Source organism: Micromonospora sp. SL1-18, assembly GCF_047921505.1.
GTDB lineage: Bacteria > Actinomycetota > Actinomycetes > Mycobacteriales > Micromonosporaceae > Micromonospora.
In genome coordinates, this window is sequence record NZ_JBLROA010000001.1 from 45364 (window position 1) to 65234 (window position 19871).

The 19871-nt window shown below is 66.3% G+C and carries 15 protein-coding genes and 1 pseudogene; 10 read left to right on the forward strand and 6 right to left on the reverse strand.

From position 1 onward, the window contains the following. The first annotated feature begins 189 nt into the window (after window positions 1–189). Together ACNAW0_RS00225 and ACNAW0_RS00230 are read left to right on the forward strand one after the other, a co-directional pair. Window positions 190–1086: a DUF6615 family protein gene (locus ACNAW0_RS00225; RefSeq protein WP_416285566.1), complete on the forward strand. Its 897-nt coding sequence runs from the start codon at window positions 190–192 to the stop codon at window positions 1084–1086. 408 nt (window positions 1087–1494) lie between these two features. Continuing rightward, window positions 1495–2370 carry a hypothetical protein gene (locus ACNAW0_RS00230; protein ID WP_416285567.1) on the forward strand — a complete coding sequence of 292 codons (876 nt, stop codon included), beginning with the start codon at window positions 1495–1497 and terminating at the stop codon, window positions 2368–2370. A 257-nt stretch (window positions 2371–2627) separates the two neighbouring features. Here the strand turns inward: ACNAW0_RS00230 and ACNAW0_RS00235 are convergent, their stop codons facing one another. The 4 genes from ACNAW0_RS00235 to ACNAW0_RS00250 all read right to left on the reverse strand — a co-directional run bounded on the left by ACNAW0_RS00235 (window position 2628) and on the right by ACNAW0_RS00250 (window position 4816). Further along, window positions 2628–3806 (reverse strand): ATP-dependent DNA ligase, encoded by a 1179-nt coding sequence (locus ACNAW0_RS00235; protein WP_416285568.1) that lies wholly within the window; start codon window positions 3804–3806, stop codon window positions 2628–2630. 220 nt (window positions 3807–4026) lie between these two features. Further along, window positions 4027–4233, reverse strand: a complete 207-nt coding sequence (locus tag ACNAW0_RS00240; protein ID WP_416285569.1) for a hypothetical protein — start codon at window positions 4231–4233, stop codon at window positions 4027–4029. Between the two features lie 5 nt (window positions 4234–4238). Next, window positions 4239–4535 (reverse strand): hypothetical protein, encoded by a 297-nt coding sequence (locus tag ACNAW0_RS00245; protein WP_416285570.1) that lies wholly within the window; start codon window positions 4533–4535, stop codon window positions 4239–4241. Further along, on the reverse strand, window positions 4532–4816 hold the full coding sequence (locus tag ACNAW0_RS00250) for a hypothetical protein (protein ID WP_416285571.1): 285 nt from the start codon (window positions 4814–4816) through the stop codon (window positions 4532–4534). The genes ACNAW0_RS00245 and ACNAW0_RS00250 overlap by 4 nt, the downstream gene beginning before the upstream one ends. 533 nt (window positions 4817–5349) lie before the next feature. On the opposite strand from ACNAW0_RS00250, the gene ACNAW0_RS00255 reads away from it, so the two are divergent. Further along, the gene (locus ACNAW0_RS00255; RefSeq protein WP_416285572.1) at window positions 5350–6171 is read left to right on the forward strand and encodes a hypothetical protein; all 822 of its coding nucleotides are present in this window, start codon (window positions 5350–5352) and stop codon (window positions 6169–6171) included. Window positions 6172–6184: 13 nt separating this feature from the next. After that, window positions 6185–6619: a type II toxin-antitoxin system VapC family toxin gene (locus ACNAW0_RS00260; RefSeq protein WP_416285573.1), complete on the forward strand. Its 435-nt coding sequence runs from the start codon at window positions 6185–6187 to the stop codon at window positions 6617–6619. A 158-nt stretch (window positions 6620–6777) separates the two neighbouring features. Here the strand turns inward: ACNAW0_RS00260 and ACNAW0_RS00265 are convergent, their stop codons facing one another. Next, window positions 6778–7128 carry a hypothetical protein gene (locus ACNAW0_RS00265; RefSeq protein WP_416285574.1) on the reverse strand — a complete coding sequence of 117 codons (351 nt, stop codon included), beginning with the start codon at window positions 7126–7128 and terminating at the stop codon, window positions 6778–6780. 214 nt (window positions 7129–7342) lie between these two features. On the opposite strand from ACNAW0_RS00265, the gene ACNAW0_RS00270 reads away from it, so the two are divergent. The 5 genes and pseudogenes from ACNAW0_RS00270 (at window position 7343) to ACNAW0_RS00290 (ending at window position 17461) form a co-directional block, all read left to right on the forward strand. Continuing rightward, window positions 7343–10879, forward strand: a complete 3537-nt coding sequence (locus ACNAW0_RS00270; protein WP_416285575.1) for a helicase-related protein — start codon at window positions 7343–7345, stop codon at window positions 10877–10879. Between the two features lie 84 nt (window positions 10880–10963). Then, on the forward strand, window positions 10964–13744 hold the full coding sequence (locus ACNAW0_RS00275; protein WP_416285576.1) for a DUF1156 domain-containing protein: 2781 nt from the start codon (window positions 10964–10966) through the stop codon (window positions 13742–13744). Between the two features lie 57 nt (window positions 13745–13801). Continuing rightward, window positions 13802–14119: pseudogene (locus ACNAW0_RS00280) on the forward strand (Swt1 family HEPN domain-containing protein); the annotation flags it as partial. A gap of 6 nt (window positions 14120–14125) precedes the next feature. Then, on the forward strand, window positions 14126–17146 hold the full coding sequence (locus ACNAW0_RS00285) for an ATP-binding protein (RefSeq protein ID WP_416285717.1): 3021 nt from the start codon (window positions 14126–14128) through the stop codon (window positions 17144–17146). A gap of 45 nt (window positions 17147–17191) precedes the next feature. Further along, the gene (locus ACNAW0_RS00290) at window positions 17192–17461 is read left to right on the forward strand and encodes a hypothetical protein (protein ID WP_416285577.1); all 270 of its coding nucleotides are present in this window, start codon (window positions 17192–17194) and stop codon (window positions 17459–17461) included. A gap of 216 nt (window positions 17462–17677) precedes the next feature. Here the strand turns inward: ACNAW0_RS00290 and ACNAW0_RS00295 are convergent, their stop codons facing one another. Beyond that, on the reverse strand, window positions 17678–18307 hold the full coding sequence (locus ACNAW0_RS00295; protein WP_416285578.1) for a hypothetical protein: 630 nt from the start codon (window positions 18305–18307) through the stop codon (window positions 17678–17680). An 811-nt stretch (window positions 18308–19118) separates the two neighbouring features. On the opposite strand from ACNAW0_RS00295, the gene ACNAW0_RS00300 reads away from it, so the two are divergent. Further along, window positions 19119–19646: a DUF6416 domain-containing protein gene (locus ACNAW0_RS00300; RefSeq protein WP_416285579.1), complete on the forward strand. Its 528-nt coding sequence runs from the start codon at window positions 19119–19121 to the stop codon at window positions 19644–19646. Window positions 19647–19871 lie beyond the last annotated feature (225 nt).

Consider the following 19871-nt stretch of genomic DNA (forward strand, 5'->3'; position numbering starts at 1 on the left):
GAGAGATGGTGGCCGGGACGCCGGATGCGACTGGGCAGTCAAGCGGCGTGGAGCTACACCAACGCGCCGAAAGCCAGCTGCAGGGCTGGCCGGCCACCCCGGCCACTGTAGGTGAAAGGCTGTGCCGGAGGGCACGATCTCGTGGATGCTGTCGAGCAGTTGTTGGACACGCGATGTTTTGCTAATCGTGTGATCGAGCGGACCCCCCTGCGACAAATAGGCACCAAACAGGACATTCGGCTCCTCGTCGGCATGCTTAATGATCTCGCTGCCCAAACGTGGCACAAGATTTCGGTCGGACCGTCACGGGGGCTAGCCTTCGGTGAGGAGTCACTTACCGACCACAACCTGTTCGAGCTGGATCGACTAGGTGCGCCGATCGAGGTCTACAAGTTCGACAAGACTGAGGAGCCCTACAACGGCGCCGACTTCGAGTGGTGGGTAGGAAGCGACGCCACACACTGGCTTGGGCTGCGATTCCAGGCCAAGAAACTTGACGATGACGGCATCTATGCCCAGCTCGGCCACCGCGTCAGGGGCCGCCGGCAGTACGAGCTGCTGCTAGAGCAGGCACAGCGGGACAACGTCTGGGCATTCTACTGCTTCTATAACGGCTGGCCTGGCTCGTGGCCGAAGGGCGTCCCCAACGCCGGCTGCCGAAAACGCATAGCGCCGGCACCACACGGCAGTGATCAAAAAGCATGTGTGCACGCCTATCTCGAGGACTTCGGCTGTGCGATCGCGCCAGCGAGTGCTGTTGCCGGCCGTCACCAGGGGGAACCGCGGAACGGTCGTAGGGCGTTGGAGGAGCATCTACGCTACAGCCGGCCGTGGTCCCATCTATTCGGCGACCGCAAGGATGATGTTGGACAGCCAAGTCAGATCGTGCGGGAGCTCCCGGCTCAGCTCTGGGACTGGACGGGATTGGCGTCGGACGTCGTAAGTAACGGCCAACTTGCGAGCGGGCTGCCAGAAGGACAGGGCCTTCATGAAGAGCTGCCAACCTGGCTGGAGGCCCGACGGGCGGGGGCAACGAGTCAAGAAGGCTACCGACCTGCGACCGCCGTTGTCTTCAACGTGGGCTAGGGACTGAGCCCGCGGGCCGGCCTACCGGGATGTGCTGCACGGCTCGCCCCGAGCGGGCGCCTTGTGGTGGAACCGTCGCCGCCGGTGGCTCCGCCCGCTGCTCAGGGCTGCCCACCCCGCGCTACCGCGTCGAGGACCTCGCCGCCCAATTCCTGGCTACAGCTCGTGCGGCCGTCCGCGACGTTCACCGGGCGCCGGCAGGCGGTGTGCAGCCGTTCATGTGGGTGCTTCTCAGCAGCGGCGGGTAGCTCAGTGAGGTTGCGGCTAGTCCGTCAAGCGGACCAGCAGTCTGGGGCCGAATGGCGGGTGAAGGCACGGCGGCCAGATGTCGAGGGGTATGTCGGTGGCGGTCCGTAGGGTGTACGCGTTCATAGTGGAATGGCCAACGCCCAGAGAGACGGTGAGCCAATGACAGCCCTGATCGAGCTCGGCAACAACGACCGGCTGTACATCAAGGCCGAGCAGCACATGCTGAGCCTGTACCCCGGTGTCGGCGGCGCGCACGTCAGCCTCCGCTTCGATGTCAGCCGGCAGAACGACGCGCCGAACGGCTCGCCGTTCCAAGTGTCGGCGCTGGTTTATGTGTGCCGAACGTCGGGCCAGGACCAGAAGCTGCTCGGCGTGATGGAGGCGCGGCACTCGATCAATCCGCAGGTGCGGTCCAGCCAGTTCGAGTTGGTCGGATTCGTCAGCGACGAGCAGTTGCGCGTCATCGAGGAGCTGAGGCGGGGTGAGGAGGTGCACCTGAACGCGGCGTTCACGGTGACCTCCGTCGAGGGTGACCCGTCCATGCTGCAGGTGCGTACCGGTTACGGCAGCTTCCACATCGGCGGTGGCGAGTGGTCTAAGCAAATGGAGCAGGTGAACGCGGGCGGCGTCGTCGAGGTCCTGGTACCGATGGTCGGCGGGGCGGACTACGCCGCGGCGTGGAACGAGCTACGCGAGGCCCGGACGCTCTTGCGGAACAACGAGATCAAGGGGGCGCTGGTCGCCGCGCGTTCGACGCTGGAGCTGGTCCGGAAGTCCCAGCGGACGAATGCGGTGGTCCGGGCCGTAAAGAAGCGAGAGGCGGAGAGCCCCGAGCCTCGCCCCGAGGAACAGAGGTCGCTAACCGAGCGGTTTGCGTTCACCTTAGAGGCCCTGTATGCCAACCTGTCTGGCGCAATGCACAGGCCGAGTGGGGCGGCCAAGACGTTCGAGTACACCCGTGCGGATGCTGCGATGCTGGTCGCCGCCGTGGCGGGCATGCTCGCCCGGCTTTCCGAGGAGAGGCGCCTGACGTGACGGCAGCAGCCTGATCGGGTCAGTCACCCGCCCGCCAAGTGCGAGGCCACAAAACGAGGCAGCCGGATCAGGCGTGACATAACGCCGGGCGAGCGGCAGGAACTACGGCGGGAACTTTGCGCTGTTGCCGCTGATTGGGCGCAGCGGCTGAACGACTCCGACCCGGAAGCCCGGCGTAGGGCAGACCACGAGCCGAGCTACGCAGCCAGGATGCGAACTCACCTATCCGGCGGTCGGACGTTGAGCCACCCGCACGTTCACGCCCCGGCCGCGGCGTCCCAGAACGGATCGGCCTCGTGGCCGAGCAGCAGGGGCACGTCGTACACCGACAGGTCCAGTCGCGGACGCACGTACCACACCCGGTGGCGCCATCGCCGGTGTTCGAAGGCGGTGTCCACTTCGATCTCAGCCACCACCGTCGGCTCCACCTGCACGTAGCGCAGTGGCTCGGGTCGGTCCAGCTGCCCGCTCCAGCTCGCGGGCAGCGGCTGCGGCCAGGGGTGCGCGATGATGCCCCGGCGCTGCAGCCGGGGTGGGGACAGCAGCGGCGCGAGCTGCCGACGCTGGGGCATCGTCAGCGGGTGCGTCCTTCCCGTATAGCGCAGGTGTCCCCGTCGATCGAACCGACCGAGGAGCAGCGTGCTCGGGTTGCCGAGGCTGCCGGTCACCCCGCCGACGATCGCCTCGGTCGCCGCGCGCACCCGGAACTTCTGCCATCCGCGCCGGCCGGGCTCGTACCGGCCGTCCAGCCGCTTGACGACCACCCCCTCGATCCCGGCCGCCGTGTACGTGGTCAGCCAATCGCCCACCTCGTCCATGTCGGTGGTCTGCGGCGTGAGGGTCAGCTGCGCCGGCGCGGCCTCGAGCAGCTCCGCCAGCCGGGCCCGCCGCTCGAGCAGCGGCGCGTTGATCACGACGTGGCCGTCGGCGTCGGCGAGCAGATCCCACATGACGTAGTGCGCCGGGTGGTCCCGCGCCATCATCAGCAGGCCCCGGCCGGCGGTGATCCGGCGCTGCAGCCGGGCGAAGCTGGTCCGCCCCCGCTCCCACACGATCAGCTCCCCGTCGAGGATCACCCCCGGTGGGAAGGTGTGGCGGATCGCCCGGGTGATGTCCGGGAAGTACGGGGTCAGGTTCTTGCCGGCGCGCGACTGCAGGTAGACGCCGGCCACCTCGACGAAGCCGATAGCGCGGAAGCCGTCCCACTTGGGTTCGTAGGCCAGGCGCGGCCCCTGCGGCACCGCGCCTATCGGGGCCGACAGCATCGGGGCGACCGGCCGCCGCAGCACCGGCTCGGCCCGGCCGAGGGTCACCCCGGCCGGGCCGAGCCGCCATGGCTGCGCACCGTGCTCATCCGGCCCCCTGCCGCGATCATGCCGGACCGGCATGGCGCGGCGGGCGCAGATCGGGAAGGGCGAATGGCGCGGCGCGCTCACCCTGAACCCGGCGACGGCCCCAAGACGACACAGATCAGGACGCGGTCGAGGCACCCCCCGCGAGCCGGCAGACCGGATGGCGTGACCTGGCTGCCCGACGCGACCGCCGGCGACGGTGGTGTTCGAGGTCGCCACCGCGCGGCGGGCCGGCGCGCAGCTGCGCCACAACGGCGGCGTGCGGCTGGCCGAGGTGCCTGTGGCGTACGGGATGCTCACCGGGTCAGGCGGCCGCCCGCTCGACGAGGACTTCGACGAGGACGCTTTCACAGCGGTTGCACCGCAGGTCGTAGCGGGCGGTGTTCTCAACCAACCCGACGAGCATGAGCGGGTGGTCGTCGTGTCCACGGACGCCCCGAGTGAGCCGGCGCCAGAAGTCGGTGGAGGCGAAGCTGGCTGCCGGCTCGACGAGCCTGGTGGGCTCAGCCACGGGCGTCAGGCCGCCGCTAGGCCTGCGGCCTGGTCGATGGCCCGGTGTAGCTCGGATAGCCGCACGGTGACGGTCGGGTCCTCGGCTGCGGCGGCGCGGGCCCGAGCGTCGACGAGTAGTTGCTTTAGGTACCGGCCCGGGTCGGTACCCAGTCGGTCGGCCTCGTCCTCGAGCCAGCGCGCCAGCTCCTCGCCCGGTCGGATCGAGTACACGGACTTGACCGGCCGCGGCTGGTGCTCGACCTCGCCGGCGGTCCAGTCGACCGCTGCGTTGGCGGCGTTGAGAGCGTCTTCGCGGTTCATCCCCTGCCTCCTGACAGCATCTTCGCCACGGCGTCGCGCTCGTCGTCCTCCAAGCGGCGGGCGCTGACGACGAGGTACTGGTCGTCGCTCTCCTCGATCAGGGTGACCCCGATGATGGAGCCGTTGGGCGCGTGCGCGGCGATGTGCAGCAGCGCCCCGATGTGGCGGCGAACCCGCGGCCGTCCGTGACGTAGGACATATGAGGCGTCCTGCCAGGTCACGCCGTTCGCGGCGATCGCCCGGTAGCTCTCCTCGTCCCAGCGGAACTGCTCCTCCACCACGCCTCCAGTTTACACACGTAAACGCACGTCATTACCGCATGGCGAAAACGGCCCGCCGGGATCTATGTCCTCCCGTTTGTCCGGATCGCATCAGCGCAGGCCGCGCAGGAAGCCGGCCCTGGCGACCGTGACCGTCCATCCCTCGCCCAGCGCAACGCCCGCAGCGCGGGAGATGTGGCGCTCGTAGATCGGCAGGAGTCGACGTTCTCCTTGCGGGGCACCTTCACCTCGATCTCCCCCGGGGTGGGCTGACGGTAACGCTGGTCCCCGCGACGGCCGGCATGCTGGGACAACTGGCGAAGGAGCGGCATCTGCTGTGACCTGGAAGCGGGCGGGGCGTGGGCGGCCACGTCCCGCCGCTCGCGCCTGTCGCAGTCACCCGTGCTCGGGCGCATGTCGCCACATTGGCTGGCTCGGGTGGGCCGAGCCGTCGCCGGCATTGGGTCCGCGCATGGACGGCAGTGGCTGTACGGCCAAAAATGAGCCAGATCGACATGATGTCTCGCCGCAACTAGTTGTGGCACTCTGAGCACATGACCACAGAGCTGCGAGTGACGCTGCCGGGACCTGAAGGTTCCGCAGACGCCCGCCGCGCCCTAGCGGTCCTTGATCGATTCCTCAGCCTGCTTGGCCACCTAGAAGACAATGCGCTCGACAAACGGGCATCCCGCGCAGACGAGCGCAGCACATGGGGCATTACGGCGGTGCAGCTCGGAAGTCTCGTCACCACCCTGGCCCCGAATCGCCTTAAGAGGGGTGCAACAACCAACACGCTGGACCGGGTAGCTGGGGCAGCAGTTAACGGCCTGGCGGAGGCCGAAGAGCGCGAGGGCCTACCACGGGGGTGGGACACGAAGGCAGCCGCCATGGGAGCCGAATTAGCCCACATGCTCGGGTTGCTGGCGGTCGACGGCATGGTGGTGGAACTACTCGACCGGGGCCGCGTTGTCCGCGACGTCACGATCACCCGACACGCCGCGGAGCACCTAGTCGCAGCTCTCAAGGTACGTCGGCAGTCGATCGGGTCAGTGATCGGCAGGCTCGACGCCATATCGGTCCACCAGCGCCGCGAGGCCGGGCTATGGCATGAGCGGACCGGGGAACGGATCACCGTAACCTTCGCCGCGGCCCAGACGGACGAGATCAGCTCGGCTCTCGGGCACCGTGTCGAAATCGCCGGCCGAATCACCCGCGACATCGACGACCGGCTGATCAGCATCAAAGTGCGATCGCTGGAGCGACTCCCGGACCATGGGGAAGGCCCGCCGGTGACAGATCTATTCGGGATCGATCCCGACCTGACGGGGGGCATGGACCCAACGGACTACCTGGGGGAGATCCGTGGAGCGTCCTAAGAACCCCTCATCGGTGTACCTGGATTCCAACGCGCTCATCTATGCGATCATGAAGCGGCCGGACGGGGAGCCGGTCCTCGAGGTTCTACGCCTTGCCGAGGCTGGCAAGCTAACCGTCGCCATCTCAACGTTCTCGTATGTGGAGGTTCGCGGCTACGGCAACAACGATCCGTACCCGCCGGATCGCGACCGGCAGGTCATCGAACTCCTCGACAGCCCGCACATCGTGCGAGTCGAATTCAGCCGCAGGGTTGCGCTACGAGCGAGGCGACTCGGGTACGAGCATCGTCTGAAAGGCTTCGATGCCGCCCATCTGGCCTCGGCGGTTGAGGCCGCCGTCGATGTGTTCATGTCAACCGACACCGACTTCGGGCGAGTCCGCCGCATCGAAGGAGTATGGGTGGACAAGCCGTACGCGCCAGGCGACCCGACGCTGTTCGACGGCTGACCCCCACCAGCCCAATCCGGGGCAAGCCGAGCAGGCCACCGCCCCGACGCGCCAGCGTCTGAACGGCGTCCCGGCCCGCCTGACGTGGCGCACCGGGCGGCGGCACGCTCCCGTGATGGGTGGGTCGACGGCGAACGGGATGGCAGGGGGCGTCGGCGTCAAGGTGCCGGGTTGGTGCGGCGGCGTATCTCAGCATCCACGTCGAAGTCCATCGCTCGGAGCCTGCGGTACGCGCGGTCGCGTACGGCTTCGTCGAAGAGTTCTTCATACCAGGGGAGCAAGACCCACATCTCGACGCTCATGTCGAGCTTGCCCATCTGCTTGAGGCGCCACAGGCCGTCGGAAGGGTTGTCACTGAGGACCAGTTTGCGGGCTGTCTCCACGCCCTGGTACTCACGCAGCATGAGCTGGAACCGTCTTGCTGGATAGCCCAGCGCGGCCAGTGTGTCGACGCCTTCGTGCATCTCCGCAGTGAAGCGTCGCGCCAGCTCTTCCCGGTCGGTGCTCACGTGGCGGTCCCTTCGATCGGCGACTGGCGGGGTAGGCAGGGTCAGCTTGGTCTTCGCCCATCGGCCGAGCTTTCACTATGGACCGCCATCTGGTTGCTCTGCTACCTGTCGCCACATGCACAGTGAGGACCGATCGCGCCGGTGGTCGCCAGCTGGTGTCGCATGGGCGACGTAGAGTGACCGGCATCTGGTCCCGTTCAGCCCGAGGATGTCGATGATCAGCGAGAACCCCGCGTTTGATGCGATCACGCCTGGTGCGCGCGTCGTTGGCGTCGTCCCGGGCATGACGGTGACGGTGCTGGCCGTGCAGCCGATCGGCTCTGCGGCTGTGAAGGTCACCTACGAGTACGGGGATGGCCTGACGGGCCAGCGGCTGGTCTACCCGGCCGATGCGGCTGCCCTGACGGTGGAGGAGTCGCACACGGCCCGCCGGATGTTCGACGGGGATGGTTCGCTGTTCCGGCTTGCTGCTGAGGCGTTGCGGATACGGATGGCTGGCCAGTTCGATCCGATGTTGGCGGTGCACACGAGCGAGTTGGAGCCGCTGCCACATCAGATCAAGGCCGTCTACGGGGACCTGCTGCCGCGAACACCGTTGCGGTTCCTGTTGGCCGATGACCCGGGCGCCGGGAAGACCATCATGGCGGGGCTCTACATCAAGGAGCTGATGCTGAGGGGCGACCTGGCTCGTTGTTTGGTGGTGGCACCGGGTGGGCTGGTCGAGCAGTGGCAGGAGGAGCTGCTAGACAAGTTCGGCCTTCGGTTTGACCTCCTAACTCGGGACCTGGCTGAGGCGAACCTGGGCGGCACGGTGTTCGATCGGCATCCGCTGTTGATCGCCCGTATGGATCAGCTTTCTCGGTCTGAGGAGCTGACAGCAATCCTCGAGCGCAGCGAGTGGGATCTCGTGGTGGTTGACGAGGCGCACCGCATGTCGGCGCACTACTTCGGCCGGGAGTTGAAGACGACCCGCCGCTACGAGTTGGGTCGGCTGCTGGGCCGGATCACGCGGCATCTTTTGCTCATGACCGCGACTCCGCACGCTGGTAAGGAGGAGGATTTCCAGCTGTTCATGGCGCTGCTGGACGCCGACCGTTTCGAGGGCCGCTACCGCGCGGGGGCACACAACCTAGACACCGCAGGGCTGATGCGCCGGATGGTGAAGGAAGAGCTGCTCACCTTCGATGGCAAGCCGCTGTTCCCGCGGCGACGCGCCGAGACGGTCGCCTACCCGCTGTCGGGCCTTGAGCATGAGCTGTACGAGGCGGTCACCGCCTACGTACGTCACGAGTGGAGCCGCGCAGACGCACTCAAGCAGGCCGGTGAAGGCCGCCGGGGCAATACCGTCGGATTCGCCTTGACGGTCTTGCAGCGCCGGCTCGCGTCCAGCCCAGAGGCGATTCTCCGATCGTTGGAGCGCCGCCGCAAGCGGCTAGAAGACCGTAAGCAGGAACTCCAGTACGGGCCCACACCCGATCCGCTTGCTGCCCGCCGGTTCTCCTCTCTGTTGGAGACCGATCGGGCGGAGGATCTGGACACAGAGCTCGACGAGCTCGACGCCCAAGAGCTGGAAAGCCTCGAAGAGGACGTGGTGGACGCAGCCAGCGCCGCCCGAACTGCCGCCGAGCTGGACCACGAGATCGGTGTCCTGGCAGACCTAGAAGTGTTGGCCCGCAAGGTTCGCCACTCCGGCGACGACCGCAAGTGGGCCGAGCTCCGCGACCTACTGCTCGACCCGACCGCGATGCGCGACAAAGCCGGCAGGCTCCGGAAGCTGATCATCTTCACCGAGCACCGCGACACCCTCACCTACCTCGTCGACCAGATCGGCACCCTGCTCGGCCAGCCCGATGCCGTAGTGGCGATCCACGGCGGCACGCGACGCGAAGAACGCCGCCGTATCCGAGAGGTCTTCACGCAGGACAAAGACTCCCTGGTCCTGGTGGCCACCGACGCCGCCGGCGAAGGGCTGAACCTCCAGCGCGCCCATCTGATGGTGAACTACGACCTGCCGTGGAACCCCAACCGCATCGAACAGCGCTTCGGCCGCATCCACCGCATCGGCCAGACGGAGGCCTGCCACCTGTGGAACCTGATCGCCCAGGACACCCGCGAGGGCGAGGTGTTTCTGCGCCTGTTCGCCAAGCTCGAGGAGCAGCGCAAGGCGCTGGGCAGCGACAAAGTCTTCGACGTCCTGGGGGAAGCCTTCGTCGGCCAGCCGCTACGCGAGCTGCTGGTCGACGCGATCCGCTTCGGTGATCAGCCCAACACGCGGCAATGGCTGCACACCGTCATCGACTCACGAGTGGGGGAGGGGCTCAAAGACCTACTCGCCGAGCGGGCGCTGCATCACGACCTGTTCGGTAAAGCCGACCTGGAAGCCGTACGCCGCCAGATGGAGGAAGCCCAGGCTCGCCGGCTCCAACCGCACTTCATCGAAGCGTTCTTCACCCGCGCCTTCGCCGAGCTGGGGGGCCGGATCAACCGGCGCGAGGCTGGCCGATTCGAAATCACGAACGTGCCGGCGGCGCTGCGGGACCGCAGCCCCCGGGGTGGCCTCGGCGGGCCGGTACTGCGCCGCTACGAGCGGGTCTGCTTTGACCGCGATCAGACCCGAATCGACGGTAAGCCCCGCGCTGACCTGCTCGCCCCTGGTCATCCGCTGCTCGACGCGGTCGTCGACGCGACGATTGAACGCCATGGCGACCTGCTGCGCCGCGGCGCCATCCTGGTCGACGAGCGCGACCCTAGCGACCAGCTGCGGATCCTCGTCGCGTTGACCCAGCAGATCGTCGACGGGCACACCCCGCCCGTGCCGGTGTCCGAACGCTTCGAGTTCGTCGAACTCACCCCCGACGGCACGGCCCGATCGGCCGGACCCGCCCCGTACCTGGACTACCGGGGTCTACGGGGGCCGGAGCAGGCTCTGGTCGCCGACCTTCTATCGGCAGAGTGGCTGGCCGCAGGCGCGGAAGACCTGGCCACCGCGTGGGCAGTCGAACACGGCATGGCCACCCACCTGGCCGAGGTCCGTGACCGCGTCGGACTTCTGGTCAAACGCACCAGAAGCCAGGTCAAGCAGCGACTCATCCAGGAGATCAACTACTGGTACGGGGAGGAAGCAGCAATCGCCGCCGCCGTGCAGGCTGGCAAACCCGTACGGATGCGACCCGAGACGGCCCGGCGGCGGGCCGAAGACCTCGAACGACGGCTGGAACGCCGCTTGGCTGAGCTCGACCGCGAGGAAGCTCTCGCACCCCAGCCGCCACTGCTGGCCGGCGCGGCGGTCGTCCTCCCGCAGGGCCTCCTCGACAAACTGGCCGGGGCCGCCGCCGCGGTCGCATCCCATGCCACAGACACCACCATCGTCGAACGCCGCGCCGTCGACGCCGTGCTTGCCGCTGAACGCGCCCTCGGCCGTGCCCCGCAGGAGATGCCGCACAACAACCCCGGATACGACATCCAGTCCCGCTCGCCTGACACTGCCGGCCGCATTGACATTGAGGTGAAGGGCCGGGTGACCGGCGCCATCGACTTCTTCGTGACTCGCACCGAAGTCTTCCACGCGAAGAACGCCGGCAACGCCTACCGCCTGGCGATGGTGGAGGTAGACCTCGACAGGGGCCCAGCCAACGATCAGGTCCGTTATCTGGCCAACCCCTTCCTCCGCACCGAGTTCGGGAACTTTGAGTCGACCGGCCTCACGGGCAAGTGGGCGAAAATGTGGGCAAAGGGCGCGGAACCATGGTGATTCGCATTACCGATCAGGCCGATGACGGCGCCGAGGTGCCGTTCGGCACAATATCCGGGGCACCGGGCCTGTGGGGAGCGTGTGGTGACTGAGGTACAGAAGCGTAAGTTGATCGAGGTAGCTCTGCCGCTGGAGGCGATCAACCGGGAGTCCGCGCGAGAGAAGTCGATCCGCCACGGCCATCCCTCGACCCTGCACCTGTGGTGGGCCCGCCGGCCTCTTGCAGCTTGCCGCGCCGTGCTCTTCGCTCAGCTGGTCGACGACCCCTCATCGCACCCTGACCAGTTCCCAAACGAAGAGTCGCAGGCCGCTGAACGCAAGCGGCTCTTCGGCATCATGGAAGAGCTCGTGGTGTGGGAGAAAGTAAACAGCCAAGACGTGCTCGGCAAGGCACGGGCCGAGATCTGGAAGTCCTGCGACGGCAACCCGCCAGCCATTCTCGACCCCTTCGCCGGCGGCGGATCCATCCCCCTTGAGGCGCAGCGGCTTGGTCTGCAAGCTCACGCCTCCGACCTCAACCCCGTCCCCGTGCTGATCAACAAAGCCCTCATCGAAATCCCGCCGAAGTGGGCGGGTAGACCTGCAGTGTTCCCGGGCGCCACCGAGTCCCAGATCCACAACTGGGCCGGCAATAGCGGACTCGTAGAGGATGTGCGCCGCTATGGCCAGTGGATGCGGGACGAAGCTGAGAAGCGCATCGGCCACCTCTACCCGAAAGCCAAGCTGTCCGACGGCACCAAAGCTGCGGTCATTGCCTGGATCTGGGCACGTACCGTGCGCTGCTTGAATCCCGCCTGCCGTATCCACACCCCGCTCGTGCGTTCGTGGTGGTTGAGCAAAAAGAAGGGACAAGAAGCCTACGTCGTCCCAGCCGTCGAGCACGGCCGCGTTGTCTTTAGTATCGGGCATGGTCTGGCGAACGCGCCGAACAAGAGTACTGATGGCACCGTTTCGCGCACAGGTGCCGTCTGCGTGGGCTGCGGCGATCCGGTACCCCTGGCCCATGTGAGGGCTGAAGGCAAAGCTCGTCGTATTGGCGCTCAGCTCATGGCTATTGTCGCCGAAGGTGGTCGCCGAAGGGTTTACCTCCCACCGAACGACGAGCATCAGCAGGCGGCCGCTGTCGCGCGTCCAGTTGATGTGCCAGAAACGGATTTGCCTGAGCAGGCTCTCGGCTTCAGGGTGCAGGGCTATGGCATGACACGGCATGCTGATCTCTTCACCAATCGGCAATTAGTGGCGCTGGCTGCCTTCAGCGACCTGGTGGAAGAAGCCCGGGAGCGAGTGCTCGCGGATGGCATCGCTAAAGGCTGGGCTGCCGGTGATCCCCTCGAAGGCGGCGGGGCCGGTGCCCAAGCTTATGCCGACTCAGTCGCCCTCTACCTTGGCCTCGGCGTCAGCCGCCTCGCTGATATTGCCAACGCCCTATGCATGTGGGAGAACACTAAGACTCAAGTTCGGCACCTCTTTACCCGGCAGGCGATCCCCATGCTGTGGGACTTTGCGGAGACCTATCCGTTTGGTCTCGCTGCGGGAGGGTTTGGAATTAGCCTGGGAAATCTCCTCAAGGCACTGGCTGAGGTGCCTGCACAGGGCCATCCGGTGGTCAAACAAGCCAACGCGTCCAGCCGGCATTACCGAGATGTCTTGGTTTCTACCGACCCCCCCTACTATGACAACGTTGGCTATGCTGACCTTTCCGACTTTTTCTACGTGTGGCTCCGGCGTTCTCTCGGTAACACTCTTCCAAACACACTTGGCACGGTCCTGACGCCCAAAACGGAGGAGCTCGTTGCCGACCCGTTTAGGCATGGCGATGCCGGGAGTGCGGAGCGGTTCTTCGAGGAGGGCTTTGAGCGGGTCTTCGCTCGGGTGCGTGAAGGCACGCCCGATGGTTACCCGATCGCGGTGTTCTATGCGTTCAAACAATCGGAGAGTGATGACCGCGGCGAGGCATCGACCGGGTGGGAGACCCTGCTGGAAGGGATGATCCGGTCCGGGTGGGCGGTGACAGGTACGTGGCCCATCCGAACCGAGCTGGGCAACCGAATGCGTGGCATTGAGTCCAATGCTCTGGCGTCTTCGATCGTGCTGGCATGCCGGCCTCGCGCGGAGTCGGCCAAGACGACGGACCGGCGTGGCCTGATAACGGTGTTGCGCGGCCAGCTCCCGGAGGCACTGCGCAAGCTGCAACAAGGCAGCATCGCCCCTGTCGACTTGGCCCAGGCGGCGATTGGGCCGGGCATGGGAATCTTCAGCTCCTATGCTCACGTGGCCGAGCCAGACGGATCGCAGATGCGGGTGCGAACTGCCCTGACCTTGATCAATCAGGTGCTAGCCGAGGTGCTGACCGAGCAGGAGGGGGACCTGGATGCTGACAGCCGGTTCGCGCTGAAGTGGTTCGAGCAGCATGGTTGGGCTGAGGGGCAGTTTGGCAGCGCCGAGACTCTCGCCAAGGCTATGAACACTTCCGTCGCGGGTTTGGAACGAGCCGGCGTGCTTCGGGCGCGGGCTGGCAAGGTAAGGCTCATTGCGCCTGAGGATCTGCCGGACAGCTATAACCCGGCACGGGACGAACGGGTGACGGTCTGGGAGATCGTGGCCCACCTGCTGCGACGGCTGGAGGACCGTGGCGTCGATGCCGCGGCGCAGTTTATGGCCGAAGCGCAGCCGTACGTGGACATGGACGCGGTGAAGGAGTTGGGCTACCTGCTGTTCTCGATCTGCGACAAGCAGGGCTGGGCGCCGCAGGCGCTGCGGTTCAATAACCTTGTTACCTCCTGGTCTGATGTGGATCGTGCGGCCCGTACCGTATCCGCATCGCGTCCCGTGCAGGGCGCGTTCGACTTCGGCACTGACGAGTAGCGGGGGAGCGGACGGATGGCGATCAGCAACCGGGACCGGGTCGGCCGGGCCTTGGAGATGTTTGCGGCCGGCGCGGCCCCGTTCGTGGACCGTCACATGGCCGCCGCTGTGGCGGACAGCCCGGTGGACTGGCTGGAACTGCTGGCCCGGCGGGACGAGCAGAAGTTCGGTAAGCGGCCTGAGCTGTCGAAAAGCGACCCGTCGCTGCTGCTGCGTCTGCTGACCGAGGAGTGGCGGGTCTTCAAGGACTCCCTGTCTCGTACGGAGCAGAGCTACGCCAGCGAGCTGCGCGATGTGCGAAACCGGTGGGCGCACCACGCCAATTTCGGCAGCGATGACACCTATCGGGCGTTGGACACGATCGGGCGGCTGCTCACCGCGATGGGCGCGGTGGGGGAGGCCGAGGAGGTCCGGAAGTCGAAGGTGGAGCACCAGCGGCTGGTGCACGAAAAGGAGACCCAGCGGGTCGTCCGTAGCAGCTCGGCCCAGCTCGTAGAGGGCATGGGGCTCAAGGCGTGGCGTGATGTCATTACCCCCCACCGAGACGTCCGAGAAGGCAACTTTCACTCAGCCGAGTTCGCTGCGGACCTGCACAACGTCGCACTGGGTGACGCAGAGTCGGATGAATATGGCGAACCAGTTGAGTTCTTCCGTCGCACCTACCTGACAGAGGGCCTGCGCGATTTGCTGTCGCGGGCTGTACGACGTATCTCAGGCGACGGCAATGCTTCCCCCGTCGTCAACCTGCAGACCAGCTTCGGTGGCGGCAAGACCCACTCGATGCTGGCGCTGTATCACATCTTCTCCGGGCTGCCCCTCACCTCGTATCCCCAAGAGGTCCAGGAGCTGCTGGCTGGCACGGATCTCGCCGCCCTGGGCCCGCAGGTACGTCGAGTGGTGCTCGTCGGCAACCACCTGCACGCCTACGGATTGGAGCCGAAAGAGGACGGCACCAAGATCAATACGATGTGGGGTGAGCTGGCCTGGCAGTTGGGCGGGCGGGCGGCGTACGACAGGATCGCCGCCGCCGACGTGGAGCGCACGAATCCAGGCGCAGCGTTGACCAAGCTGATCCGCGAGTACGCCCCGTGCGTGATCCTCATCGACGAGTGGGTCGCCTACGCCAGGCTGCTGTATGGCCGCGACGATCTCGCCGGGGGAAGCTTCTCCACCCAGTTCACATTCGCCCAGACGCTGACGGAGGCGGTCAAGGCGGTGCCCGGGGCGCTGCTGGTGGTGTCGATCCCCGCGTCCAGCGACGCTGACCCGAAGCGTGGCGGCACCGGCGGGGCTGAGCTGGAGGTTGGCGGAGTCAACGGCCAGCAAGCGCTGGCTCAGCTGCAGCATGTCGTGCGTCGAGTTGCCGACCAGTGGCGGCCGGCCACCGCGCAGGAGTCGTTCGAGATTGTGCGCCGGCGGCTGTTCGAGACGCCGAGCGGCGATGGCATGCGTGACATCGCCGCGGTGGCAAGGCAGTTCACGCAGTTCTACCACCAGCACAAGGGCGAGTTCCCCAGCGGCTGTTCTGAGCCCGACTACGAGGCCCGGATCCGCGCCGCCTATCCGGTGCATCCGGAACTGTTCGACCGGCTCTACAACGACTGGTCGACTCTAGAAAAGTTCCAGCGAACCCGGGGTGTGCTGAGACTGCTGTCCAAGGTCGTGCACGCGCTGTGGGTGTCCGGCGACGCTGCCCCGCTGATCATGACCGGCAGCATCCCACTGGACGTCACCGACGCCCGCGATGAGATCACCCAGTACCTGGAAGACTCCTGGAAGGCGATCATCGACGCCGACGTCGACGGACCCGGGGCCAGCCCGGCGGCGGTCGATGCGAGCCGGTCGGTGTTCGGGCAGCGGGCGCTGACCCGCCGGATCGCCCGCACCATCTTCATGGGATCGGCGCCAACACTGGGGAGCGCGCACAAGGGCATCGAGCAGCAGCGCGTCTGGCTGGGCGTGGCCGTGCCCGGCGACCAGGTCGGCAACTTCGGTTCCGCCCTGCACCTACTCGGGGACCGCGCCACCTACCTCTACAACGACGGCGGCCGCTGGTGGTACGACCTGCAGGAGTCAGTGCTGCGCTCGGCGCGGGACCACGCTGACCGGCTGCGGGACCGGCCCGAGGAGGTCTGGGCCGAGATCAGCCGGCGGGTGCGCGCCACCGAACCGAAGACTCCTGGTGACTTCGTGGCCGTACACGCCGTGCCCGAGTCCACCGGCGACGTCCGCGACGACCCGGAAGCGCGTCTAGTCATCCTGCATCCGCAGTACCCGCACGCCCGAGGCGACGAGAATTCGGCGGCATTCGGCTTCGCTCGCCGAACGTTGGACGCGCGCGGGTCCTCGCAGCGCCGCAACCGCAACATGCTGGTATTCCTGGCGCCGGACCGCAAACGGTTGGAGGAGCTTGAGGAGGCGGTCCGCCAGTACCTGGCCTGGGATGTGATCGCCGGATCGGTGGTGGAGCGCAACCTCACCCCGGACCAGGCCAAGCAGGCCAAGACTCGTCGGGATGACGCCGACCGTGCCGTCAACCTGCGCATCCCGGAGACCTATACCTGGGCGCTCGTGCCGGTGCAGCCCGACGCGACCAAGCCCATCCAGTGGGAGGTCGTCCGCGCCGAAGGCTCCGACGCTCGGTTGGGCGTACGGACCAGCGCGAAACTGCACCAGTCCGACCTGCTGCGGGTGGTACATGGCCCGGCCAACATTCGCCGCGACCTGGAGCAGAAGCTCGACCGGCTGTGGTCAGCCGGGCACGTCAGCGTCGGCGAACTGTGGTCCCTGTACTGCCGGTACCCCTACCTGGCACGGTTGAAGAACCGGCAGGTGCTCGATGAGGGCATCCGGGCTGGGATGAATGAGATCGCCTGGAACGTGGTTGGGTTCGCCCTGGCCACCGGTTACAACGAGGACACCGGCCGGTACGAAGGCCTGGCCCTACCTCACGAAGACAGCTTCGGCCAGATCGTCGACACGACCCTTGTTGTTGATGCCGTGTGGGCCCGGGCGCAACGCGACCTGGAAACCACCGAACGGGAGGCGGCCAAGGCCGCCGAGGCCGGCCACCCAGTCGAGGTCGTGGCACCCGGAGAAATCGCCCCCGTCCAGCCCACGAAGCCGGAGGTTAAGCCTCCGACGCAGGCCGAGCCGGCTCGACCGACCCGGTTTTTCGGCGTCTACAAGGTAGACCCAAACCCGGTGCGCCGGATGAAACTGCTCACCGATCTCGACCGTGAAGTGCTGCAGCACCTTGCGGCTGACCCCGACGTCGAGCTGAGCATCGAGGTGGAGATCACCGCTACCAAGCGGACAGGCTTCGCTGAGGACAAAATCCGAACCGTTGGCGAGAACGCAAAGTCACTGAAGTTTGAGCAGGCCGACTTCGAGGAGAATTGAGAGGCAGGCGGGATAGGACGCCCCGACGATCCGAAGGAGGACTCCATGCCGAAGGGCAAGCACGGCGCGTTCGTCAAACGACCGATCTGGGCCGCGGAGAACGGCAGCGCCGAGGTGTACGCCCGCGTCTACGACGACGGGCACATTGAGATCGTCGGCCGAAACACGACCCTCGACATGAAGCGCGGCGCCTACGGCAAGGGAACCACGGAGCGCTGGGCTTACGGCGAGAACTGGCGTGTCCAGCCGCTGCCGTGGGAAGGGTCCGCTGAAGACCTGACCGGTGAGGTGTTCGAGCCGGGCGAGGAGGAGTAGTTGGGGTGAGCAACAGCGAAAGGTGCGCCTCAACCACTGCAAGGTCTGCCTGCGGCCGGGCAGACCGAATCGGTGTGGCCGCTGCCCGGAGTGTCAGCACGCTCGCGGTTCTTGGGATAGCAAAGAGACGCACGAGCCCCAACCGGTGGAGGTTTCGAAGCCCCCGACGATTCGGGTAGTACCCGGTGGTGGAGTCGAATCGGGCCGGCGTCGCCACTAGGCAGAGCTTAAGGAATCCGGAGGGTGCCACTCCCCAAGCTGGCGCATCCGCTCCACTCGGCTGGCGGCTACCTCGAGATCTGTGAGCGCCGGCTCGTCGAACACCGCCTGCGCTTGGGCGACCAACTCAGCCCCGGCGCAAGGGCCATGTTGCGACCGTGGCGAGGCGGCGTACACGGTCCAGGTGGGTGAGAAAACCGTGCCGGCCGACAGCATGCCGAGAGCGACAGCAAACTGGTACCCATGTCGGACCACCGCTTGGCGCGCTTTGTCGATGTCGTCACGGTCACCCGCGGGCGACCGCCAGATCCGCTTAACCTCCACGAACAGGAGATTGCTCGCCGCGCCTCCCAACCCCCGTCGGTGTATCACAAGGTCAGGTCGCATGTGCGTCCTCGCCTCGTGGTCGCGGACCTTGCGGGCCCCGTCCTTGCCCTGCCGGTCGTACTCGGCGTCGACGTCCCACGCCGGATCAGAACGGAGGGCGAGGTGATGGCCGAGACGGAAGGTCACTCCCCACTCGCCGACGTGGCCTTGCAGCAGCGCGCGGTCATGGATGTAGAAGTCGGCGAGAGCACAACGTAACCAGGTTAGAGCAACTGGCTCATCTCCCACCCGTTCATACATCCACACGGCTTTGCCCTGCCTCGGTCCGCTCGTACCGATAGATTTCCATGTCGTCTAGGGCTCCTCGGTCGCCCACTTCTTCACACTTGAGTCAAGTTTTCGTGGCGGCGTAGCCTGAGCATGCCCGCTCCACATCGGCAGACATTTACTCTGACCAGCCACTTTGGAGTGGCACGGCCGGTCGCCTCGGCGGCCGGACATCGGCGCAGCGGGTGGCGGCGGCCGGCCAAGATCGGGCCGCAGGTCCCTGCATGAGCTTGGCCGAGAGTCGACCGCAGCCGTATTTGCCCAGCTCAACCACCCGACTTGGCGGTCCGAGGCGACGCCTCACTGGACGGTCGGTCAGGACGTACACGTGCTCAACCGCTGGCGCCGGGAGATCGGCCGACTCGACGTATTGCCCAGTCTGAGGCAGCCTTACCGCCTTTGGCAGACTACCGTCGACGGTCACCTCAACCGCCATCAGCCGGCCGTCGACGGGTCCACCGAGGAACCATGCTTCTTCTGCCGTCACAACGCCATGATGGCGCTTGACATCCATTCGTGACATCAACGACGGCGGCTGAGAGCGGACGTGGCCTACGGAACGTCGGTCCCGTGCCGACGTCATTGGCCACCAGCGGACGTTGTGGCAACGTCCGAAGCGCCTCAGTAAGCGAGGACCCTGGCCGCTCCGTCTCGATCGAGTCTCGCGATCTGCATCGTGCCGCACGCTCGGCTCGGGAAGCTATGCCAAAGGGTTGCGCCCCTCTTGACCGTTGTGCCAAAGGGATGGGACCCTTTAGCTACCCTTCAAGCTTGGGAGGTAGTGATGTCAGAGCCGGTACGCGTGTCGATCGGGGACATGGAGCTGAGGATGTCGCGGGCTCGCGCAGAGCAGTTAGTGGTCAGTTTGAAGAGCCAGCTGGACGTAGACGCGACCCGCCAGCCGAGCGAGCCGGGCGGCGGGCTCGTGCTGCCTGACGGCCATCCACTATGGGATCAGCACACTGGCCTCGATGGCCATCGTGACTACCCCGAGTGGGAGGCTGATTCTGACCTTGCCGATGCTGAGGCGTTCTACCAGCCGGTTCGGGGCAAGGCGAAGGTCTTCTTCGACCTGCTTATCGATTATCCCGGTCGCCTGCTCACCGTCGACGATCTATGCCGCCTCGCCGGTGGTGATGTCTTCTCCGGACCGCGTTCGATCGCTGGTGCCATCAATGGCCTCTACCGATCGCATCAGGCATCGGGTCGCCGGTACCCCTTCTACTGGTGGGAGGGCAGGCCGACAAGCTACGCGATGAAGCTGAGCGTGGCGGAGTTGTTCCGGGGGGCGCGAGCCAACCTTGGCCTGTAGCGAGGTGTCATAAAGCAAGCAACTACAGCACCTGCCACGACCGTAACCGACCCAGTCGACCTACACGATGTCGACTGGGGGTCGTCCGTGCTTCACGGTGCCGCCATGCCGCGAGCTACGCATCATCCGGACGCTGAGGTCAGATGCGTTGGCCGAAGCGCCACTGCCTTCCTGTCGTGTGGCAACAGAGGTGGTTCGGCGTCGCCTGACCCCTCGGAGGTAATC